This is a genomic window from Bradyrhizobium sp. 153 (assembly GCF_023073835.1).
GTDB lineage: Bacteria > Pseudomonadota > Alphaproteobacteria > Rhizobiales > Xanthobacteraceae > Bradyrhizobium.
Genome location: NZ_JADPKH010000086.1, coordinates 1 through 20,802 on the forward strand (window position 1 = coordinate 1; position 20,802 = coordinate 20,802).

The 20,802-nt window shown below is 64.2% G+C and carries 17 protein-coding genes and 1 pseudogene; 4 read left to right on the forward strand and 14 right to left on the reverse strand.

What is annotated here, in order from left to right; all coding sequences use genetic code 11:
• Nucleotides 1-275: 275 nt before the first annotated feature.
• The 4 genes from holA to IVA91_RS23175 form a co-directional block, all read right to left on the reverse strand.
• A complete protein-coding gene (gene holA, locus IVA91_RS23160) occupies nucleotides 276-1,304 on the reverse strand; it encodes a DNA polymerase III subunit delta (RefSeq protein ID WP_247421376.1) in 1,029 nt (342 codons plus the stop codon).
• 106 nt (nucleotides 1,305-1,410) lie between these two features.
• On the reverse strand, nucleotides 1,411-1,962 hold the full coding sequence (lptE, locus tag IVA91_RS23165) for an LPS assembly lipoprotein LptE (protein WP_247279959.1): 552 nt from the start codon (nucleotides 1,960-1,962) through the stop codon (nucleotides 1,411-1,413).
• Nucleotides 1,949-4,570 (reverse strand): leucine--tRNA ligase, encoded by a 2,622-nt coding sequence (gene leuS / locus IVA91_RS23170; RefSeq protein WP_247279960.1) that lies wholly within the window; start codon nucleotides 4,568-4,570, stop codon nucleotides 1,949-1,951. Before leuS ends, lptE begins: the two co-directional genes overlap by 14 nt.
• 272 nt (nucleotides 4,571-4,842) lie before the next feature.
• Nucleotides 4,843-6,540: a diguanylate cyclase gene (locus IVA91_RS23175; RefSeq protein WP_247279961.1), complete on the reverse strand. Its 1,698-nt coding sequence runs from the start codon at nucleotides 6,538-6,540 to the stop codon at nucleotides 4,843-4,845.
• A gap of 108 nt (nucleotides 6,541-6,648) precedes the next feature.
• Here IVA91_RS23175 and IVA91_RS23180 point away from each other — a divergent pair, with 108 nt between their 5' ends.
• Entirely contained in the window at nucleotides 6,649-7,338 is a 690-nt protein-coding gene (locus IVA91_RS23180) for a YggS family pyridoxal phosphate-dependent enzyme (RefSeq protein ID WP_247279962.1), read from the forward strand.
• A 137-nt stretch (nucleotides 7,339-7,475) separates the two neighbouring features.
• On the opposite strand, the pseudogene IVA91_RS23185 reads toward IVA91_RS23180, so the two are convergent.
• Nucleotides 7,476-7,592: pseudogene (locus IVA91_RS23185) on the reverse strand (hydratase); the annotation flags it as partial.
• A gap of 26 nt (nucleotides 7,593-7,618) precedes the next feature.
• Nucleotides 7,619-8,155, reverse strand: coding sequence for a L,D-transpeptidase family protein (locus tag IVA91_RS23190; protein ID WP_247279963.1), 537 nt, complete (start codon nucleotides 8,153-8,155; stop codon nucleotides 7,619-7,621).
• Nucleotides 8,156-8,389: 234 nt separating this feature from the next.
• On the opposite strand from IVA91_RS23190, the gene IVA91_RS23195 reads away from it, so the two are divergent.
• Complete coding sequence (locus tag IVA91_RS23195) at nucleotides 8,390-9,076, forward strand: response regulator transcription factor (protein WP_007598630.1); 687 nt, start codon at nucleotides 8,390-8,392, stop codon at nucleotides 9,074-9,076.
• Nucleotides 9,077-9,132: 56 nt separating this feature from the next.
• Nucleotides 9,133-9,576 (forward strand): cyclic nucleotide-binding domain-containing protein, encoded by a 444-nt coding sequence (locus IVA91_RS23200; protein ID WP_247279964.1) that lies wholly within the window; start codon nucleotides 9,133-9,135, stop codon nucleotides 9,574-9,576.
• A 133-nt stretch (nucleotides 9,577-9,709) separates the two neighbouring features.
• On the opposite strand, the gene xth is transcribed toward IVA91_RS23200, so the two are convergent.
• From xth to IVA91_RS23240, 8 genes are all read right to left on the reverse strand, one after another.
• Nucleotides 9,710-10,525, reverse strand: coding sequence for an exodeoxyribonuclease III (xth, locus tag IVA91_RS23205; protein ID WP_247279965.1), 816 nt, complete (start codon nucleotides 10,523-10,525; stop codon nucleotides 9,710-9,712).
• Between the two features lie 219 nt (nucleotides 10,526-10,744).
• Entirely contained in the window at nucleotides 10,745-11,497 is a 753-nt protein-coding gene (locus IVA91_RS23210; RefSeq protein WP_247280038.1) for an outer membrane lipoprotein carrier protein LolA, read from the reverse strand.
• A 153-nt stretch (nucleotides 11,498-11,650) separates the two neighbouring features.
• Nucleotides 11,651-14,125 (reverse strand): DNA translocase FtsK, encoded by a 2,475-nt coding sequence (locus IVA91_RS23215; protein ID WP_247279966.1) that lies wholly within the window; start codon nucleotides 14,123-14,125, stop codon nucleotides 11,651-11,653.
• Between the two features lie 9 nt (nucleotides 14,126-14,134).
• Entirely contained in the window at nucleotides 14,135-15,349 is a 1,215-nt protein-coding gene (locus IVA91_RS23220; protein ID WP_247279967.1) for an aminotransferase class I/II-fold pyridoxal phosphate-dependent enzyme, read from the reverse strand.
• A gap of 436 nt (nucleotides 15,350-15,785) precedes the next feature.
• Nucleotides 15,786-17,234, reverse strand: a complete 1,449-nt coding sequence (locus IVA91_RS23225; RefSeq protein WP_247279968.1) for an ammonium transporter — start codon at nucleotides 17,232-17,234, stop codon at nucleotides 15,786-15,788.
• 38 nt (nucleotides 17,235-17,272) lie between these two features.
• Nucleotides 17,273-17,611 (reverse strand): P-II family nitrogen regulator, encoded by a 339-nt coding sequence (locus IVA91_RS23230; protein ID WP_247279969.1) that lies wholly within the window; start codon nucleotides 17,609-17,611, stop codon nucleotides 17,273-17,275.
• 307 nt (nucleotides 17,612-17,918) lie between these two features.
• A complete protein-coding gene (locus IVA91_RS23235; protein WP_247279970.1) occupies nucleotides 17,919-19,220 on the reverse strand; it encodes an ammonium transporter in 1,302 nt (433 codons plus the stop codon).
• Nucleotides 19,221-19,353: 133 nt separating this feature from the next.
• Nucleotides 19,354-19,692 carry a P-II family nitrogen regulator gene (locus IVA91_RS23240; protein ID WP_028176997.1) on the reverse strand — a complete coding sequence of 113 codons (339 nt, stop codon included), beginning with the start codon at nucleotides 19,690-19,692 and terminating at the stop codon, nucleotides 19,354-19,356.
• A gap of 234 nt (nucleotides 19,693-19,926) precedes the next feature.
• Between IVA91_RS23240 and IVA91_RS23245 the strand changes: the two genes are divergently transcribed.
• The gene (locus tag IVA91_RS23245; protein WP_247279971.1) at nucleotides 19,927-20,802 is read left to right on the forward strand and encodes a DUF4339 domain-containing protein; all 876 of its coding nucleotides are present in this window, start codon (nucleotides 19,927-19,929) and stop codon (nucleotides 20,800-20,802) included.

The following is a 20,802-nucleotide window of genomic DNA, read 5'->3' on the forward strand; positions in this document are numbered from 1 at the left end:
GCTTGGCTGCTCGCCGCCCATCTAAGGCTCCTAATTCGCCGTCTAGCCAGAACCTTGATAGCGTCCACGCGCTTTTTGAGTCAGGCTCTCAGGATGAGGGATTACCGCCATCATTGTGACGCGGGACTCTCTCCACACGTCATTGCGAGGAGCATCAGCGACGAAGCAATCCAGAATCTTTCCGCGGAGGGATTCTGGATTGCTTCGCGGAGCCTGTCATCGGGCCGCGCTTTGCGCGGACCCGTTGGCTCGCAATGACGTGGAGAGAATTCGGCTCAGCCCCGCCGCTTCGCATTCGCGGCGATCGCCATCAGCGTGCGCTGGGCGATGGCGGCGGCGAGGGTGGATTGCTTGCGGGTGTCGAGCGCGGCGGTCGCGAGCTGCTCGATGATGGCGGCGAGCCGGGCCGGGCTGAAATTGCGCAGCGCCGCTTCGACCGCGGGCTTCCGCGAGAAGTGCAGCCGTGGAAAGCCGCCGTCGAGCACGGCTGAGGCCGGCGTCCCGTCGGCAATCGCGAGCGCCGATTTGTGCAGCCACGCGGCCTGGCGCTGCGCGGCGGAGATGATCACGCCGGGATAGGTGCCGGCGATCATGGCCTTGGCGAATTCGGCCTCGACAATGTCGGGCCGGCCGGCAAAGGCGCCATCGACGATGGGATCGAGCTTCAGCTCGGAGGCGTCGGCAACCACGGACATCACGTCATCCAGCGTGACCTCGCCCTTGCCATGGGCATAGAGCGTGAGCTTGCGCAGCTCGTTGCGCGAGGCCTGGCGGTCGCCGCCAAGGAACGACATCAGCGCCGCGCGGGCGTCCTGCGCGATGCGCAGATTGGCGATGCGGAGCTCCTCCTCCATCAGCTTGGCGAGGTCGCGCTCGGTGTCGGGATAGCAGCCGATCGCGACCGCCGTCTTGGCGCGCTCGCACGCCTTGCGCAGCGGCGATTCCGGGCGCAGCTCGCCGGCCTCGATCACGATGCGGCAATCCTTTACGTTCATCTCGGCCAGGGTGTCGATGCCGCTGGCAAAGCTGCGCGAGCCGGCGCGGACGCGGATGGCGCGGCGGCCGCCGAACAGCGGCACCGTCATGGCTTCGTCGACGAGGCGCGACGGCTCGGCGGAGAGCTCGTCGCCGTCGAGCTTGACCAGCGAGAACGGATCGTTGGGATCGTCGACGGCGGATGCGATCAGCGCATCGGCGCGCTCGCGCACGAGGCCCGCGTCGGGACCGTAGAGCAGGATGATCGGGCGGCCCGCATCCGGGCGGGCGAGGAAGGCATCGATCTCTTTTCCGCGCAGCGCGACCATGCCTAGATTGTCATTCCCGGGCGCGCATCGCGCAAAGCCGGAATCCAGAGGTTGGGAATTGAGATTCCGGGTTCACTTCGTGTGCCCCCGGAATGACGGAAATGAACTACGTGCCCGCGGTGAAGAACGAGGCGAGCCGAGTGTTGATGTTCTCCGCGATCTCGTTGGCGGCACGATCCTCGGCGTCGCGCACGGCGCGGTTGCGGGAGAAGCGCTGATAGGAGCCGGGCATGTCGTAGGACACGCGCGAGAAGGTGGTCCCGGTCATCACCGACTTGCCGGTCGCGACGTCGATCAGATTGTATTGCGCATCGATGCCGTAATTTTCGCTGGTCGGCAGTCCCGTCGCGGCGCTCACGATCAGGGACGAGCGGGTGGTGGTGAAGCGGATCTCCAGGCGGTGGGTCGGCGGCATTCCCGTCGCCGTGCCGTAGAGCTTGAAGGCCAGGGCATTGCGGACCTCGACGCCAACGCGCGCCTCGCGGGAGGCGTTCGCTTTGGCGATCGGCGGCAGCTCGACCCCCATCAGCTTCTCGCGCAGGCCAGGGGTACCGTCGTTGCGCTCGGCATACATCGGCTGGAAGCAGCCGGCCGTCAGCGCCGCCAGGGCGGCGACCGCCAGCAAGCGGGCTGCGATGCGGATCCTAGCCGACAACATTCACGATCCTCTTGGGGACGATGATCACCTTGCGGACGGGCTTGCCGTCCAGGGCCAGCTTTACCGCATCGAGGGCCAAAACGGCAGCCTCGATTTCCGGATTCTGGGCCAGTGTTGCAACTGTGACCTCACCCCGCTTCTTGCCGTTGACCTGGACCACCAGGGTCACGCTGTCTTCAACCAGCAAATCGCGTTCGATTTGGGGCCAATTGGCCTCCGAAACCAGCGCGCTCTGGCCCAAAGCCTGCCAGCACTCCTCGGCCAGATGCGGCATCATCGGGGAGAACAGCTGGACCAGGATCTGGCTGGCCTCCCGGATTGCCCAGGCCAGGTCCGCGGCGGGCTGGCCGGGGCGCTGGAGCACCTCGGATAGGGCATTGGCGAATTCGCGGATATGGGCGAGGCAGACGTTGAAGTGCAGTCGCTCGATGCCGGTCGTGACCTTGTCCAGGGCGCCATGGGCGGCCTTGCGCAAGGCGGTGGCATCTGCCCCGAACGAAGCCGGCCGGGCCGCCGGCGCGTCGTTGCCGAGTTCCTTCGCATCGTTCACCAGCCGCCACAGCCGCTGCACGAAGCGCGATGCGCCCTGGACGCGCTCGTCGCTCCAGATCACGTCGCGATCGGGCGGGGAGTCTGACAGCATGAACCAGCGGGCGACGTCGGCGCCGTAGGTCTCGATGATGTCGTCGGGATCGACAGTGTTCTTCTTCGACTTCGACATCTTCTCGATCGGACCGATCTGGATGTCTTCGCCGGTCGCGAGCAGCGTGGCGCGGCGACCATTGCCGCCGACCTCGACCTTGACCTCGGCCGGCTGCACATAGGAGCCGTCGGCCTTTTGGTAGGTCTCGTGCACCACCATGCCCTGTGTGAACATCCCGGCAAACGGCTCGTCGAGCGCGATGTGCCCAGTCGCCTTCATCGCGCGGGTGAAGAAGCGGCTGTAGAGCAGGTGCAGGATCGCGTGCTCGACGCCGCCGATATACTGATCGACCGGCAGCATCCGGTTGGCGACCGCAGGCGTCGTCGGCGCGTTCTCGTTCCAGGGATCGGTGAAGCGCGCAAAGTACCAGGACGAATCCACGAAAGTGTCCATGGTGTCGGTCTCACGCTGCGCCTTAGCCCCGCATTTCGGGCAGGTGACGTGTTTCCAGGTCGGATGATGATCGAGCGCGTTGCCCGGTCGGTCGAAGGTCGCATCATCCGGCAGCTTCACCGGCAAATCCGCATCCGGCACCGGCACCACATCGCATTTCGGACAGTGGATGACGGGAATCGGGCAGCCCCAGTAGCGCTGGCGCGAAATGCCCCAGTCGCGCAGGCGGAAATTGACCTGCCGCTCGCCGACCGGCGCGTTGCCGCGCAGCTCGCCTTCCAGCCGCTTCGCCACCTCTTCCTTGGCCTGATCGATCGTCATGCCGTCGAGGAAGCGGGAATTGATCATGCGGCCGTCACCGTCATAGGCGGTATCGGTGATGACGAACGATTTCGGATCCTGCCCCTCGGGGCACACCACCGGCGTGTTGCCGAGATTGTACTTGTTGACGAAGTCGAGGTCGCGCTGGTCGTGCGCGGGGCAGCCGAAGATCGCGCCGGTGCCGTATTCCATCAACACGAAGTTGGCGACATAGACCGGCAGCTTCCAGGAGGGATCGAACGGGTGCACTGCGCGGATGCCGGTGTCGAAGCCCTGCTTCTCCGCGGTGTCGATGACCTCCTGCGCGGTGCCGATCTTCTTGATCTCGGTGATGAACTCCGCAAGCGCAGGGTTCTTCGCGGCGGCCGCCTGCGCCAGCGGATGATCCGCCGAGATCGCCATGAACTTCGCGCCGAACAGCGTGTCCGGGCGCGTCGTGAAAATCTTCAGCTCGTTTTCGCCGGCCGTCGTCGCCGCATCCAGCGCAAAGCGGATCAACAGGCCTTCCGAGCGGCCGATCCAGTTGCGCTGCATTAGCCGCACCTTGTCGGGCCAGCGGTGGAGCCCGTCCAGCGCCGACAGCAGCTCCTGCGAGTACTTCGTGATCTTGAAGACCCACTGGTTCATCTCGCGCTGCTCGACGACGGCGCCGGAGCGCCAGCCACGGCCATCGATTACCTGCTCGTTCGCGAGCACGGTCATGTCGACGGGGTCCCAGTTCACCTTGCGCTTCTCGCGCTCGGCGAGCCCTTCGCGGAGGAAGTCGAGAAACATCTTCTGCTGGTGCTTGTAGTAGGAAGGATCGCAGGTCGCGATCTCTCTGGACCAGTCCAGCGACAGCCCGATCGAGCGGAGCTGCTTCTTCATCGCGGCGATGTTGTCGTAGGTCCAGGCCTTGGGCGCGACCTTGCGCTCGATCGCGGCGTTCTCGGCCGGCAGGCCGAAGGCGTCCCAGCCCATCGGGTGCAGCACATTGAACCCCTTGGCGCGCATGAACCGGGCCAGGACGTCACCGAGCGTATAGTTGCGGACATGACCGATATGGATGCGCCCGGAGGGGTAGGGGAACATCTCGAGGACGTAATATTTCGGCCGCGGATCGTCGTTTCGGGAGACGAAGATCGCCTGTTCGTCCCAGAGGCGTTGCCAGCGCGGTTCGGCGTCGCGGGCATTGTAGCGTTCGGAGGTCATGGAATCGTTGGGTTTTCGTGGGTTCGGCCGGCTAAAGACGGCGGACTAGGCCATAAAAGCCTGTAAGGGGTCAATGGGTTGCCGAACGCCGATAGATTTCACGTTTTCCGCTTCAAACCTCCGGTTCGCTACCGAGGTAGGTCCAGTTTGAGGTGCAATTAACGAGCTGAGCGCCAGTCTCGAGCGCGGCAACCGCGCGCTCTATCTTGCAAGAGCAGCGGCCGCAATCGCGCCGTTACGGAGAGCGAGTTCGATCGGGAGCGGATGGCCGGCTAGCCTGCCATCGCGATCTCGGTCGCGCCGGTCTCGATCGCCTGCACGCCGTGCTCGACGACGTTGTTGCGGCCGCGGTGTTTTGCGGCGTAGAGCGCGGCGTCGGCGGCTTCGATGAGGTCACCGGGGCGCAGTGTCTCGTTTGGCTTCGTCGCTGCAACGCCGATCGAGACGGTGACGATCATATGCGCGGAGGTGATATGCGGCAGGCAGAGTTTCAACACGGCCGCGCGGACGAGTTCGCCGATTTCGACGGCGCGGGCGACGTCGGTGTTCGGCAGCAGCAGACAGAATTCCTCGCCGCCATAGCGCGCCGCGAAACCCATCGTGTCGGCGGCAATGCCGGACAGCGATTCGCCGAGCCGGGTCAGGCAGGAATCGCCTTCGAGATGGCCATAAGTGTCGTTGAAGAGCTTGAAGTGGTCGACGTCGATCATCAGAAGCGCGAGGTCGCTGCCATATTGCTGGGCGCGCATCCATTCGAAATCGAGCCGGCTCTGGAAGCCGCGACGGTTTGCGAGACCGGACAGCATGTCGATCGATGCCATCACCGTCAGGCGGTCGTTGCTCGCGATCAGCTCGCGCTCGCGCTGACTCAATTGCGCGGCCATCGCATTGAACGCGCGCGCCAGCGGCACGAACTCGGCGGGCAGGCGAGTACGCGCCGCCCGCGCCGACAGATCGCCTTCGCCGAGACGCTTGGCCATGTCGGCCAGCATCTCGATCGGCTTGATCACCAGTTTCTCGGCGGCGATCAGCGCGCCGAGCAGGACGAACACGACGACGAAGGCGAGCTGAAGATAGGCGGTGCGGATGTCGCGGCTCACCGCCGCGGACACCTTGTCCTCGTCGATGCTTGCGATCAGGCGGGCATTGGTGCCGGCGATGCGGATGTAGCTGACCGCGCGGCGGGAGCCGTCGGCAGCTAGAAAGGACAGCGCGCCTTCATCCTGGTCGGACCGCAGCGCCCTGTCGGCGATCGCCGACATCAGCGGCATGTTGTCGAGGGGACGGCCGACCGCGCTGTGCTGGTCGGCGGGCGCGGCCAGTACGGTGCCGGCGCTGTCGACGAGAACCGCCGTGATGCCGGCGCGTCCGCCGAGATTGCTCATAACCTTCGACATCCAGTCGAGGTTGACGGTGGCGAGCACGACGGCATCCGGAACGCCGCTGAAGGCGGACACCGGATAAACCGCCATGACGGTCGGCGTCGGCGCGGGCCGCGACAGGATGAAGTCGCTCAGCACGAAACGGCCGGTTTCCTGTGCCTGCAGGAAGTAGGGCCGGTCACTGAGATCGAGGCCGACATACATGTTGTTGGTGGCGCACTGGATGCGGCCGTCCTGGCCCGCGATTAGAAGCGTGCGGATCCAGGGCAGGCTCGACGGCAGGCTCGCACGCAGCACGTCGCAGCTCTTGCTGATCCCGCCGGCGGACGCCCGAATGAAGGCCTCCGATTTCAGGATGGTCTCGACCGACGAGATCACCTCGCGCTGCGCATCGGCGCTGTGCCTTGCGACGGTGGTGAATTCGGCGGCGGCCTGCGCGATCTGCCGCGCGCGCGTGTCTTCGAGCGAACGGATGCGCTCGAGCATCAAGGGGGCCACCAGAATCACCGCGAGCAACGCGAGCCGCGCCCGGATTCCGAGAACCTGCTTGAGTTTGGCTCGTTTGCGGTTGAGACTGACGCTTGCCATCTTCGCTACCCACCCCACGGGCAAGGTAAAGCGAAGGGTTCAAAAACTCTTTCTTGAACTCGGTAAAATTGGACTTACCTGCGGTTACGACCACAACCGATCGACGTCATGACAGAAGCCAACGCCGCGCCGGCAACCGGCCATTCACCAAACGGGCTCGCCGCAGTCGAGGCCGAAATTGCACGTGCCTGCAAGGATGCGCAGCGCGATCGCGCCTCCGTGACGCTGATCGCGGTGTCCAAGACTTTCGCCGCGGATACGATTACCCCGGTGATCGACGCCGGACAGCGCGTATTCGGCGAAAATCGGGTCCAGGAGGCCAAAGGCAAGTGGCCCGCGTTAATGTCTGTCTACTCGGACATCGCGCTGCATCTGATCGGGCCGCTGCAATCCAACAAGGCGAAGGAGGCGGTCGCGCTGTTCGATGCCATCCATTCGGTCGACCGTCCGAGCATTTGCCAAGCGTTAGCCAAGGAAATCGAATCCCAGAACAAGCACCCGCAGCTGTTCGTCCAGATCAACACCGGCGAGGAGCCGCAGAAGGCCGGCGTCGCGCCCGGCGAGGCCGATGCCTTCCTCGCGAGCTGCCGCGACACCTATGGGCTGACGATTTCCGGCCTGATGTGCATCCCGCCGATCGACGAACCGCCGGCGGCGCACTTTGCTCTCACCGCCAAGATCGCGGCGCGCAATGGCCTGAAGAACCTGTCGATGGGCATGAGCGCGGATTTTGTGACCGCGATCATGCTCGGCGCCACCCATGTCCGCGTGGGAAGCGCGATCTTCGGGCATCGGTGAGAGCCGTAGGCGAAGGGCCGTGGGGCAACGGTCTTGATTTCGTCATTGCGAGCGAAGCGAAGCAATCCAGAGTCTTTCCACGTATGCATTTCGGGATTGCTTCACTTCCCCCGCAATGACGGCGGAAGGGGCCGCACCTACGCAAACCCCACCGACACCTTGCCCAGCACGCCGAAATCCACCGCAAAATGATCGCCGGCCTGGATCGGCAGCGGCGGATGGCCCATGCCCGGGGTCACCACCTCCGCTGCCCGATCTGATCCCTGTCGAGCATGCGTCCTCACCCGATGATGATTTTCGTTCTTGGTCCCAATCGTCGCAGCAATTGCAGCATCGCAGATCTCGTCATGGCGACGCAGCCTGCGGTCGGGCCGAAATTGTCGCGGGCGAGGTGCAAGAACACCGCGCTGCCGCGGCCGGCGATGCGCGGCCTCGTGTTGTGGTCGATCTCGATGATGAAATCATAGAGATGGTCGCTCCGCTTGAGCCGGTCACCGCCCTGCCCTTCGCCGAGCCGGATACCTTGGTTGTAATGACGGTCTTTGGGGTCCTCGCACCAGGCGTCCTCGCCGGTGATGATCCGGGCCGGCAAGAATGTCTGCGGACGGCTGTGCCGATCGCCCCGCCACCACAACCGCCTGGGGCGGAAGCTGCCTTTCGGGGTGCCGCCGTCGCCCTCGCGCTTGTTGGCGAGGATGCCGCCGCGTCCCAGCGCCACCGGTATCGTCAGTGCTCCGGCCGTCAGCCAGCCCCGGCGGGGATTGCCGGCGGCACGCCTAACGCGGATCGCGGACAGCGGCCCGGCACTTCGGTTCATGGTGTAACTAGCTGACGCAGCTTTGTTTTTCATGTGAACGTGCGATGTCGAATTCATTACAGGACATTCATCAAAACGCCCTGCTATTCTGGGTTAGAGTGGTTCTGGCTTGTGAATCGGTAACAGCCCACTACTTCAACACGAACAACAATAACAACGGCGACCCCTAACTTTCCCTCGCGGCTGGGTGCGGCATGGATGCGCGCCGAGCCGGATCCAAAAGGATGACCCCCTATGGCCAATGCCCGCAAGATCCTGATCGTGGATGACGATACCGATCTGCGCGATACGTTGGTGGAGCAATTATCGCTGCACGAAGAATTCGAAGCATCCGCCGTCGATACCGGCGCCAAGGGCGCAAGCGCCGCAAAGGCCAATGCTCCCGATCTCGTTCTGATGGATGTCGGCCTGCCCGACACCGATGGTCGCGAGGTGGTTCGCTCGTTACGCAAGGGCGGCTTCAAGGCCCCGATCATCATGCTGACCGGCCACGACACCGATTCCGACACCATTTTGGGGCTGGAGTCCGGCGCCAACGATTATGTGGCAAAGCCCTTCCGCTTCGCCGTGCTGCTCGCCCGCATCCGCGCCCAGCTTCGCCAGCACGAGGCCAGCGAGGACGCGGTGTTCTCGGTCGGCCCCTACTCTTTCCGCCCCGGCTCGAAGATGCTGACGGCAGCGAACGCGCGCAAGGTCCGCCTCACCGAAAAGGAGACCGCCATCCTCCGCTTCCTCTACCGGGCCGGCCAGATGCCGGTGTCGCGCGAGACGCTGCTCCAGGAGGTCTGGGGTTATAATTCCGGCGTCACCACCCACACGCTGGAAACCCACATCTACCGCCTTCGCCAGAAGATCGAGAAGGACGCCGCCAACCCGGAAATCCTGGTCACGGAAGCCGGTGGCTACAAGCTGGTGCCGTGATACGCTTCAGGGGCCTGCGAATCGTTAGATCGCCTGCCCTTGAGCCTCGGACCTGAATGTCAATCGACGACGATGTAGCGCTTCTCGAGCGTGTCCCGACACTGCGCCTGTTGGGAGACGCCTCGTTGCGCATGCTGGCGATCGGCTCCGAGCAGCGCAACTTCGTCCGCGGCGACGTCCTGTTCAATCTCGGCGACGATGCCGACGCCGGCTTCGTGGTCCAGCGCGGCGCCTTCCGGGTCGATGACGGCGCCGGTGCCGAAATGATCGCCGGTCCCGGCGCCCTGATCGGCGAGCTCGCGCTGGTCGTGCCGATGAAGCGGCCGTCGACCGCGGTCGCGCTGGAGCACGCCTCCGTCATCCGCATCGCGCGCAGCCTGTTCCAGCGCGTGCTCGAAAGCGACCCCGCCGCCGCGGTTCGCCTGCGCGACGAATTCGCAGTCCGCTCCAGCCAGATCGCCAGCGATATTTTGATGGCCGGTGCGAAGCTGACGTCGTGAGTGATCCTCATGGTGAGGAGGCGCGTCAGCGCCGTCTCGAACCATGAAGGCCCGGACATCGCCCGCAGCCCATCCTTCGAGACGCGCGCACGCGCGCTCCTCAGAATGAGGGCGTCAGGCGTGATGGACGGTGCTAAACCTCGAGCGTCACCGTCACCGGGACATGGTCCGACGGCCGCTCCCAGCTCCGCGCATCGCGAAGGATCTTGAAATCCTGAACGGCATCCTTCAGCGCGCGCGAGACCCAGATGTGGTCGAGCCGGCGGCCGCGATCGCCGACGGTCCAGTCGGGGGAGCGATAGCTCCACCACGTATAGACCTTCTCCGACATCGGGATGCGCTCGCGCGCGACATCGATCCATTCGCCGGCAGCCAGCGCCGCCTTCAGCTTCTCGGTTTCGATCGGGGTGTGCGAAACCACCTTCAGAAGCTGCTTGTGCGACCAGACGTCGTTCTCGTGCGGGGCGACGTTGAGGTCGCCGACGAGGATGTGGCGGTCCTGCCCTCGCGGATGCAGCGGCTCGCAGGCTCTCATCTCGTCGAGGAAGCGCAGCTTGTGGTCGAACTTCTCGTTCAGCGCGGGATCGGGAATGTCGCCGCCGGCGGGCACGTAGAAATTATGCACGATCAGCGGCTTTGCGATGTTGGCCGTGCCGCCGAACGACACCGAGATGTGGCGGGAATCCAGCTTGTCGCAGAAGGTTCGGATGTCCTTCGACTCGAACGGAATCTTCGAGACGATGGCGACGCCGTGATAGCCCTTCTGCCCGTTCAGCGCGACGTGCTCATAGCCGAGCCGCTTGAAACGCTTGAGCGGAAAGGCGTCGTCGATGCATTTGGTCTCCTGCAGGCACAGCACGTCCGGCCGCGCGCTCTTGAGGAATTTCGCGACCAGATCGATGCGTAGCCGCACCGAATTGATGTTCCAGGTTGTCAGGGAAAAACGCATGGGACGTGCGTCTTAGCAAGCTCTCGCAGGATGGGCAAAGGCGCAGCGCGACGTGCCCACGTCTTTTCCAGCTTGGAAATGCGAGGTCTCGCAGCACGGGCACAGCAATTTGTCCGGTGCAGCTCGAAGAGCGAAGCGTGCCCACCATGCCTGCCGCGAGGAAAGAGATGGTGGGCACGGCGCAAGGGCACCTTCGCTCACCCTACGGCGATAGAACGTTCAACCTGGCGATGGGCCGTAATTGGTGAAATCGATCTTGAACATGTTGGGATCGAGCTTCTTGCTCGAATCCAGATTGTAGACCGCGATCGTGGTGTCGTAGCCCTGCGGATCGGTGACGGTCCACTGCTTCAACTGACCGTCCTTGGCGCCAAACATCAAGAGGAGACGGCTGGTGCCGACCAGCGCCTGCTTCTCCTCGATGGTAACGCTAATGAAGACGTCGTCAGCCGATACGTTGACGACGTTGGTGTCTCTCATCAGGTCGATGCGATCGGACAGCAGGAAACGCAGCGGCGTCTGCGACAGCGGATACACGTCCTGGGTTGCGAGCTTGCGATCACGCACCACCAGCGACGATCCGTCGGCGACGATGTCGATCGGGCTCGGCGCATCATATTCGAAGCGGACCTTGCCCGGCTTCTGGATGTAGAAATCGCCCTGCGTCTTGCTGCCGTCGGGGCCGACCTGAACGAAATTCCCGACCAGCGTCTGAAGCGAGGACAGATAGGCGCTGACCTTGGCGGCCTGTGCCTTCTGGTTGGCGTCGAAGGTCTGGAAGATGCTGCTCGGCACGTTGCGGCGCGGATCCGGGATGACCGGATTCGGTGGCGTCTGCGTCGCACCGGTGATAGCTGGCCCGCCCGCGGCGCCGCCGTCACGTCCCTTCGGCGCGGGCTTGGGCACAGGCACAGTCTGCGCCAGCGACGCTGCGGTCACCATCGCGGCGGTCACCAGAAGCACGCCGGCCACCCGCGCGCTACGCGCAGCGATGGTGGCAGCGAATCGAATGTCCGTATGTCTGATCAACGCGTCGTCCTAACGTGGCTGGGCGCCTTCTTAGCGTGATTTCGGCCAAAAGCAGATATCGATTCTGCGTGAAATGATGTCTCGAGGTCCCTTGCCTCACATATGGCTGTCTTCTTCCTCGACCAGAATCTCACGCTTGCCGGCATGGTTGGCGGGCCCGACGATGCCTTCCAGTTCCATGCGCTCCATCAGCGATGCAGCGCGGTTATAGCCGATTTGCAGGCGGCGCTGGATGTAGCTGGTCGAGGCCTTGCGGTCACGTTTGACGATGGCAACGGCCTGCGCAAATAAATCGCCGCCGCCGTCGGCACCCATGCCCGTGGCGTCGAACACCGCGCCATCCTCGTCCTCGGTGGGCTCTTCGGCCGTGACCGCTTCGAGATATTCGGGCTGGCCCTGCGTCTTGAGGTGACGCACCACCTTCTCGACCTCCTCGTCGGAGGCAAAAGGTCCGTGCACGCGGCTGATGCGGCCGCCGCCGGCCATGTAGAGCATGTCGCCCTGGCCGAGCAGCTGCTCGGCGCCCATCTCGCCGAGAATGGTGCGGCTGTCGATCTTGGACGTCACCTGGAAAGCGATGCGGGTCGGGAAGTTCGCCTTGATGGTGCCGGTGATGACGTCGACCGACGGACGCTGCGTGGCGAGGATCACGTGCAAGCCGGCGGCGCGCGCCATCTGCGCCAGACGCTGCACCGCGCCTTCGATGTCCTTGCCGGCGACCATCATCAGGTCGGCCATTTCGTCGACGATGATGACGATGTAGGGCAGCGGGTCGAGCGAGAGCTTCTCTTCCTCGTAGATCGCCTTGCCGGTCTCCTTGTCGAAGCCGGTATGCACCGTGCGCGTCGGCTCCTCGCCCTTGGCCTTCAATTCGAGCAGGCGCGTGTTGTAGCCATCGATGTTGCGCACACCGAGCTTGGCCATGTTCTTGTAGCGCTCTTCCATCTCGCGCACGGCCCATTTCAGCGCAACCACCGCCTTCTTCGGATCGGTCACAACCGGCGTGAGCAGATGGGGGATGCCGTCATAGACGGAGAGTTCGAGCATCTTCGGATCGACCATGATCAGCCGGCACTGGTCGGGGCGCAGCCTATAGACCAGGCTGAGGATCATGGTGTTGATGGCGACCGATTTGCCGGAGCCGGTGGTACCGGCGATCAGCATGTGCGGCGTGCGCGCTAGGTCGATGATGACGGGATCGCCGCCGATGGTCTTGCCGAGGCAGAGCGGCAGCTTTGCAACCGTGTCGGTCGCCTCTTTCGCCACCAGCAGTTCGCGCAGATAGACCTTTTCCCGGTGCGCGTTCGGCAGCTCGATGCCGATCGCGTTACGGCCGGGCACGACCGCGACGCGGGCGGATAGCGCGCTCATCGAGCGCGCGATGTCGTCGGCAAGCCCGATCACGCGCGACGACTTGATGCCGGGCGCCGGCTCCAGCTCGTACAGCGTGACGACGGGACCCGGATTGGCCTTCACGATCTCGCCGCGCACGCCGAAATCCTGGAGCACACCTTCGAGGGAGCGGGAATTGGTTTCAAGCTCGGCCTTGCTGAGCGGCTGGCGGTCGCCGGCCTTTGGCGCGGCGAGCATGGAGACGGACGGAAGATCGAACTTGTCGGAGGATTTCTTGGCAGGAGTTTTCGGAGCAGCCTTCTTGCGCGGGGCGCGCGCGGCGGGCTCCTCCTCTTCCTCCTCGTCTTCCTCTTCTTCGTACTCGTCCGCGTGGTCCTCGTCTTCGGACTGCGGTGTGATCGAGGGCGCGCCGCGGCCGCCGCCGAGATTGGGCTCCTGACGACTGAACGCAACGGGCTTGGTCTTCGGCCCGCTCGAGACCAGCGAGCGGTAAGCGGCGCCGAGCAGCCAGATCAGTCGCGCCTTGGTGCTCATCAAGGCGTGGAACAGCCAGCCCAGCGACACCGAGCCGCGATCGCTCTCCTCGTCTGCGTCGAGCGGTTTGTCGTCGTTTTCGATATCCGCGAACTCGTCGTCATGCTCGCGCGCGCCGAGACCACAGGCGATCAGGAAGGTCGCCGTCATCGCGGCGAACAGGATCGTGCCGAGCAAGATGCGGTAGATCGTGCCGGCCGGCCCAAAGATCACTGCGGGTGCGCGCACCAGGGCATCGCCGACCACGCCGCCAAGGCCGGTCGGCAGCGGCCAGGCGCCGCCATGCGGCCAGCAGCTGACGAAGCCCGCCGCGATCACCGTGCAGAGAATCCAGGAGCCGAGCCGCAGCGCTTCGCGGTCGAATGGCCGATGCGTCATCATGCGCCAGCCCCAGACCGCGACGGTCAGGACCAGCATGATCGCGCCGAGCCCGAGGATCTGCATTGCAAGATCGGCGCCGATCGCGCCGGCATAGCCGAGGATGTTGCGGATCGGCCGTGAGGTGGCGTGGCTGAGGCTGGGATCCTGCACCGACCAGGTCATCAGCGCCGCCGACGCGCCGCCGGACAGCGCGACCAGGCCGAGGCCGGTGAGCTCGCGCAGGCGCCGCGCCAACCCCTCGCGGATCGAGGGCGGCAGATGGCCGACCAGTGGAATGACACGTTCGATTGCCGACATGCTCATGGGCCCCGCCTAACCCAGAGTCTCGACCAGGCGGTGCAGCGCCTGCGCCGTGGTCTCGCCATCCTGCACCAGCGCGAGGCGAATGTAGCCTGCGCCGGGATTGAAGCCGTCGGGCTGGAGCCGCGCCAGATAGCTGCCGGGCACCACGCGCACGCCTGCTTCCTTGAAGAGTCTCAGCGTCACGGACACGTCGTCGCCGATCGCGGACGTGTCGAGCCAGACGCAGAAGCCGGCATCGGGCCGGCGGTAGCCGTAACGATTGCCGATGATCTGGTCGGCGAGATCGAACTTGATCCGGTAGAGCCTGCGGTTCTCCTCGACATGCGTTTCGTCGCCGTAAGCAACGGTCGCGACATGCTGGAGCGGCACCGGCACTTGCGGCGCCGCGATGTTGCGCAGCTCCAGGAACATGCCGATGAACTTCTTGTCACCGGCGGCAAAACCGACGCGCAGGCCCGGAAGGTTGGAGCGCTTCGAGAGCGACTGGAACGCGACCACGCGGGTGAAATCGGGGCCGGCGCATTCGAGCGCGCTGCCCGGTGCCTCGCGGGTGTAGATTTCCGAATAGCACTCGTCGCTGAGAATCACGAAGCCGTGGCGATCGGCGAGTTGCTTCAACCGCTTGAAATAATCGGGTGTGGCGACCGAGCCCTGCGGGTTGGCGGGCGAGGCGAGATAGAACGCCACCGTTCGCGCCAGCGTCGCCTCATCGATGGCATCGAGATCGGGCAGGAAGCCGTTGTCGACGGTGGTCGGCAGATAGACCGGCTCGCAAGCTGCTGCGAGGGCGCCGGCGCCATAGACCGGATAGAACGGGTTCGGCATCAGGACGGCGGGCTTGCCCGGGCGCGGGCCGACATAGCGCGCGGCTGCGATCGCGGCGAGGAACAGCCCCTCGCGGCTGCCGTTGAGGACGAGAATCTCGCTCTCGGGGTCGAGCGCCCGGGGCAGGTTGAAACGCGACGACAGCCAGGCGCCGGCGGCTTTGCGGAACGGGTCGGTACCCTTGTTCATGGGGTACCGCCCGAAATCGGCGATGTGCTTGGCCAGCACCGGGCCGACGAAATCAGGCACCGGATGCTGGGGTTCCCCGACCGCAAGCGTGATCAAGGGCTTACCCGGCTGATGCGGGGCCAAGAGCTCGTTCAGCCGGACGAAGGGCGAGCGTTCGGTCTCGGAGCTTCCACCGGTCTGCGGCGCACGGGATGAAGCGGTCATAGCCATTCTGGGCGCCAGCACTCTTGGAACAGCCGGTCGCGCGAAGGCACCGGCGGGAAGCGGTTCAGTTCACCATAGATAGGGCGAGGTTAAGACGCGATTAACCATCGACCGCCGCCTCCGTCCAGAGCGGGAATATTGAGGCGGGATGACGGCGGGATCCATGGCGCTTTTGTCGAGGTCCTCGCTTCTCGTCGCTGGCGGCGCTTGATCGTGCTCTTCCCGGGACGTGGATGTTTCGGCGACGTCTTGGCCGGGACGAGCCCGGCCAAGACGAGCTTCGCGACAGTCGCGCAACGGCAATCCTTTCTTCGGCACCCCGATCGAAAGAAAGGGGCTCCAGCTTGCGCTGGAGCCCCTCAACGGTCAGGGCATTGCCGGGTATGTGCCCGAACCGTAGGTCTGGTCGCGGTCCCCAAGGAGATCGCGACCGGGAGGAGAGTTACATGTTGTAGGCGCGCTCGGTGTGCTCGGTGATGTCGAGGCCTTCACGTTCGCTCTCGACATTGGTGCGGAGACCAACGATCACATCGACGACCTTATAGAGGATCGCCGAACCGATGCCCGACCACACCAGCGTCGTGCCGACACCCCAGAGCTGGGCGATCATCTGCGTTGCGAAGTCATAATCGGCAGCCTTCGGCGGGATCGCGGTATAGTCCATGATGCCGGCACCACCCAACGCGGGGTTGACGAGGATGCCGGTGCCGATCGCGCCGACGATGCCGCCGACGCAGTGCACGCCGAACACGTCGAGCGAGTCGTCATAGCCCAGCGCGTTCTTCACGGCGGTGCAGAAGAACAGGCAGACCACGCCGACCACGAGGCCGAGAACGATCGCACCCATCACGCCGGAGTAACCGGCCGCAGGCGTGACCGCCACGAGGCCCGCGACAGCGCCGGAGATGACGCCGAGCACCGAGGGATGACCCTTGATGATCCACTCCGCGAACATCCACGACAGCGCGGCGGCTGCGGTGGCGACGAAGGAGTTGGTCATGGCGAGCGCGGCGCCGCCGTTGGCTTCGAGATTGGACCCGGCGTTGAAGCCGAACCAGCCGACCCAGAGCAGCGAGGCACCGATCATCGACATGGTCAGCGAGTGCGGAGCCATCAGCTCCTTGCCGTAGCCGACGCGCTTGCCGATCAGCAGAGCGCCGACGAGACCTGCGATGCCGGCGTTGATGTGCACCACGGTGCCGCCCGCGAAGTCGATCGCGCCCTTCTTGAAGATCCAGCCGGCGTCGGCATTGATCTCGTCGAGCTTGGCCTGCGCCGCGGTCTTGGCTGCCGCGTCACCCGCCGCTGCGAGGGCCTTGGCCGCATCCTGAATCATGTCCGGGCCGGGCCAGTACCAGACCATGTGCGCGATCGGGAAGTAGATCAGCGTGACCCAAAGCGGGATGAAGAGCGCGATCGCCGCGAACTTCATGCGCTCGGCGAAGGCGCCGACGATGAGGGCGGGCGTGATCGCCGCGAAGGTCATCTGGAAGCAGACATAGATGAGCTCCGAGATGTTGGCGTCGACCGAGAAGGTTGCGGCCTTGGTATCGGTGGTCACGCCCATCATGAAGGCCTTGGAGAAGCCGCCGATGAAGTCGGAGCCGCCGGTGAAGGTGAGGCTGTAGCCGTAGACGGCCCAGATCACGGTGACGACGCAGACGGTGTAGAACACCTGCATCAGAACCGAGAGCATGTTCTTGGAACGGACGAGGCCGCCGTAGAACAGCGCGAGGCCGGGGATCGTCATCAACAGCACAAGCACTGTCGATGTCAGCATCCAGGCGTTGTCTCCCTTGTTGACCGTTGGCTCGGCATAGGCTGCGGTCGCAGCGAACAGGCCGACTGCGAGAGCCGCCAGTCCCGCGCCATAGGGACGCTTAAACGTCATTTTATTCACTCCTGATTGGATAAAGGTTGAGCGCGAAATCAAAGGGCCGCGGCGTCGGCCTCGCCGGTGCGGATGCGCACCGCATGGTCGAGGTTGATGACGAAGATCTTGCCGTCGCCGATCTGGCCGGTTTTCGCGGCAGACGTGATGGCGTCGACGGTTTTGTCGACCTGGTCGGAGGCGATAGCGACCTCGATCTTGATCTTGGGCAGGAAGCTCACGGCATATTCGGCGCCGCGGTAGATTTCCGTATGGCCCTTCTGGCGGCCATATCCCTTGACTTCCGTCACCGTGAGACCGTGAACGCCGATGGCGGTCAGGGCGTCACGGACTTCTTCCAGCTTGAATGGCTTGATAATCGCCATAACAATTTTCATGGGTCCTATCCCCGCTTTGGCCCGGTCCGGACATGGCCGGGCGTTCTCGACTGGTTCGCCACGAGGGAGAAGTTCACTACGCGGGCACAGCCGGGACCCTAGAATCAAATGCCGTGCCAGATCAGGCGCGTTGCCTAATAGATTATGAAAACGGGTGTTTTCGCGCTTGGCGCGTGCTGCTGCGCAGTGCGCTATTACGTCGCGCTCAAAACGTGGTCACGACTGCCCAAAAGGCGGGCAGGACAGGCTGTCGACACAATGTTGCTCATGCCTCGGGCAACGGGAAGGTAATTTCGTAGCGTAAGGCTTATTGCAGGGCCTCGCCGTGCTGCGAAATGTCCAGGCCTTCGAGTTCGTGCTCATGGGATACGCGCAACGGCACGAACAGGCCGACCAGCTTGAGCAGGATGAAGCTCACGCCTGCCGACCAGACGAAGGTGACGGCGACGCCATAGAACTGGATCAACAATTGCTGGGGGTGGCCCTCGATCAGGCCGGCGGCGCCGCCAATGGCGCTGGTTGCGAACACGCCGCCAAGCAGGGTGCCGGTCAGGCCGCCGATGCCATGGACGCCGAACACGTCGAGCGAATCGTCATAGTTGAAGCGGTGCTTCAGCCAGGTGCAGGCCCAATAGCAAACCGCACCGGCGATGATGCCGATGACAATGCCGTGCCAGGGCGCCACGAATCCGGAGGCCGGCGTGATGGTGCCGAGCCCCGCGACCGCGCCGGAGATCATGCCGAGCACCGAAGGCTTGCGCCGCGTCGACCATTCGATCGCGCCCCAGGTCAGGGCGCCGGCGCAGGCGGCGAGATGCGTTGCGATGATCGCCATCACCGCGCGCGAATTGGCCGCGCCCGCCGAGCCGCCGTTGAAGCCGAACCAGCCGACCCACAACAGGCCGGTGCCCATCACCGCGAGCGAGAGATCGAATGGCGAAAGATTCTCGGTGCCATAGCCGTGACGGCGCCCCATTACCATCGCGGCGACGAGGCCGCCGGTGCCGGCCGACAGATGCACCACGAGGCCGCCGGCGAAATCCAACACGCCCATACTGGCGAGGAAGCCGCCGCCCCACACCCAATGCGCCAGCGGAATGTAGACGAACATGAACCAAGCGACGGAGAACAAGAGATAGGCGGAGAACCGCATGCGATCGGCGACCGAGCCCGCGACCAGCGCCACCGTGATGATCGCAAACGTCATCTGGTAGAGCATGAACAGCGATTCCGGGATCGTCTTGGCCGCCGGATTGATGCTGTCCATGGTCATGCCCGCAAGGAACCAGCGGTCGAGCGTGCCCATCCAGGGGCCGTCGCCGACGAAGCACAGCGAGTAGCCGAACGCGACCCAGAGAATCGAGATCAGCGTCACTGCGGCGAGGCTCTGCGCCATGGTGGCAAGCACGTTCTTCTTCCGCACCATGCCGGAGTAGAACAGCGCAAGTCCCGGGATCGTCATCATCAGCACCAGCGCGGTGGCGACGATCATCCAAGCGGTGTCGGCGGTGTTGATCTCGGAGCCCGCGGCGTGCGCCGGCGAGGCAATGATCGACAAAAGTCCGATCGGCACAGCCAAACAAGCTGCGCGGCGCAACAATCCCGCCATGTCGTTCCCCCAGCATGGTGATGACGTCGCACACTGTGGCGTCGTTGCCCGGTGCGATCGACGAAGACATATCAGCGCGTTTTTGAGCGAAGCGGATTCCGGCTCGCCCCAAGACAACGCGTCAAACCAGAATCTAGAGCGCGTCGCTGTCGGTTTCGCCGGTGCGGATACGCAGCGCGTGGTCGATCGGCGTGACGAAGATCTTGCCGTCACCGATCTGGCCGGTGCGCGCGGTCGCGGTGATCACGCTGACCGCCTTGTCGGCCACGTCGGATGCGACCGCGATCTCGATGCGCAGTTTGGGCAGGAAGTTCACGACATATTCGGCGCCGCGATAGATCTCGGTGTGGCCCTTCTGGCGGCCATAGCCCTTCACCTCGGTCACGGTCATGCCGTGCACGCCGATCGCCGTGAGGGCCTGGCGGACCTCATCGAGCTTGAAGGGTTTGATGATCGCGACGACGAGTTTCATGGTCAGGCCTATTCCCCGGGATGCGCCGTATGTCCTCGGCGCTGCGTCAATCTGGCATCTTTCCGGGCAAATGGCACAAAAAAGTTGCAGGTTGAAGCGGAAAAACGTTTGGCCATGTGAACGGCCGCCTCTGTACAGGGCAGCCGTTCATCCTTCACAATGCATTTTTGGCATGGATGCGGTGAACCCAGGCGTCCCGGCCGGTACATAAGTATGTTCGAGGGGGACGGCTACATGGCGAGTTGGTTCTACGCATCCGAGGGCAAGCAGCAGGGGCCCTTTCCGGAGGGGCAATTTCGCGACCTCGTCGCCCAAGGAATCGTGCGCCCAGACACGCTGGTGTGGACCGAGGGCATGGCCGGCTGGCAGAAGGCCGCCGAAATTCCTGGCCTGGTCCGCGGCGGCGCCGCGCCGCCGATGATGCCGGCCGGCGGATATGCTCACGCTGGCGGCTATGATGGCGCAGGTGGAGGATCACTTTCGGTCGATTTCGGCATCCTCGAGTTCACCTGGCGCAGCATCGTCTTGCTGATCGGAATGATCTTCGTCCTGCCAGCGCCGTGGGTGTTCGTCTGGTACACGCAATGGATCGTGTCCTGCGTGAACGTCCCGGGGCGTCCGAACCTCAGCTTCACCGGCAATGCGATGACGCTGGTGCCCTGGTTTTTCGGCTTCATCGTCCTGGCGATCGCCATCTCCTTCATCGGCAGCGAGATCTTGAGCAACCTGCTGTTCATCGTCCAGATCGTTCTCTACTGGCTGCTGATCAAATGGATGGTCGCGAACCTCGCCTCCAACGGGCAGCCGCTGGGCCTGAGCTTCACCGGCTCGATCTGGGCCTATATCGGCTGGAGCCTGCTGTTCGCGGTCTCGATCATCACCATCATCGGCTGGGCCTGGGTCGCCGCGGCGCAGATGCGCTGGTTCTGCCGCAGCGTCGAAGGCACGCGGCGCGAAATCGTCTTCAAGGGCAGCGGCCTTGACATTCTGTGGCGTGGAATCGTGGCCGTGATCCTGTGCAGCTTCATCATCCCGATCCCGTGGGTGTATCGCTGGATCATGAACTGGTTTGCATCGCAGACCGAGCTCGCTCCGCGCGGCTCGCTCTAA

Excerpts from the sequence above, each read along its gene's own strand:
- IVA91_RS23215 (WP_247279966.1), bottom strand. The coding sequence starts at position 14,125 with ATGAGCATGTCGGCAATCGAACGTGTCATTCCACTGGTCGGCCATCTG.
- lptE (WP_247279959.1), bottom strand. The coding sequence starts at position 1,962 with ATGTTGTCGGCTAGGATCCGCATCGCAGCCCGCTTGCTGGCGGTCGCC.
- IVA91_RS23220 (WP_247279967.1), bottom strand. The coding sequence starts at position 15,349 with ATGGCTATGACCGCTTCATCCCGTGCGCCGCAGACCGGTGGAAGCTCC.
- IVA91_RS23230 (WP_247279969.1), bottom strand. The coding sequence starts at position 17,611 with ATGAAAATTGTTATGGCGATTATCAAGCCATTCAAGCTGGAAGAAGTC.
- IVA91_RS23225 (WP_247279968.1), bottom strand. The coding sequence starts at position 17,234 with ATGACGTTTAAGCGTCCCTATGGCGCGGGACTGGCGGCTCTCGCAGTC.
- IVA91_RS23175 (WP_247279961.1), bottom strand. The coding sequence starts at position 6,540 with ATGGCAAGCGTCAGTCTCAACCGCAAACGAGCCAAACTCAAGCAGGTT.
- IVA91_RS23240 (WP_028176997.1), bottom strand. The coding sequence starts at position 19,692 with ATGAAACTCGTCGTCGCGATCATCAAACCCTTCAAGCTCGATGAGGTC.
- IVA91_RS23245 (WP_247279971.1), top strand. The coding sequence starts at position 19,927 with ATGGCGAGTTGGTTCTACGCATCCGAGGGCAAGCAGCAGGGGCCCTTT.
- leuS (WP_247279960.1), bottom strand. The coding sequence starts at position 4,570 with ATGACCTCCGAACGCTACAATGCCCGCGACGCCGAACCGCGCTGGCAA.
- IVA91_RS23235 (WP_247279970.1), bottom strand. The coding sequence starts at position 19,220 with ATGGCGGGATTGTTGCGCCGCGCAGCTTGTTTGGCTGTGCCGATCGGA.
- IVA91_RS23190 (WP_247279963.1), bottom strand. The coding sequence starts at position 8,155 with ATGAACCGAAGTGCCGGGCCGCTGTCCGCGATCCGCGTTAGGCGTGCC.
- IVA91_RS23200 (WP_247279964.1), top strand. The coding sequence starts at position 9,133 with ATGTCAATCGACGACGATGTAGCGCTTCTCGAGCGTGTCCCGACACTG.
- IVA91_RS23180 (WP_247279962.1), top strand. The coding sequence starts at position 6,649 with ATGACAGAAGCCAACGCCGCGCCGGCAACCGGCCATTCACCAAACGGG.
- IVA91_RS23195 (WP_007598630.1), top strand. The coding sequence starts at position 8,390 with ATGGCCAATGCCCGCAAGATCCTGATCGTGGATGACGATACCGATCTG.
- xth (WP_247279965.1), bottom strand. The coding sequence starts at position 10,525 with ATGCGTTTTTCCCTGACAACCTGGAACATCAATTCGGTGCGGCTACGC.
- holA (WP_247421376.1), bottom strand. The coding sequence starts at position 1,304 with ATGGTCGCGCTGCGCGGAAAAGAGATCGATGCCTTCCTCGCCCGCCCG.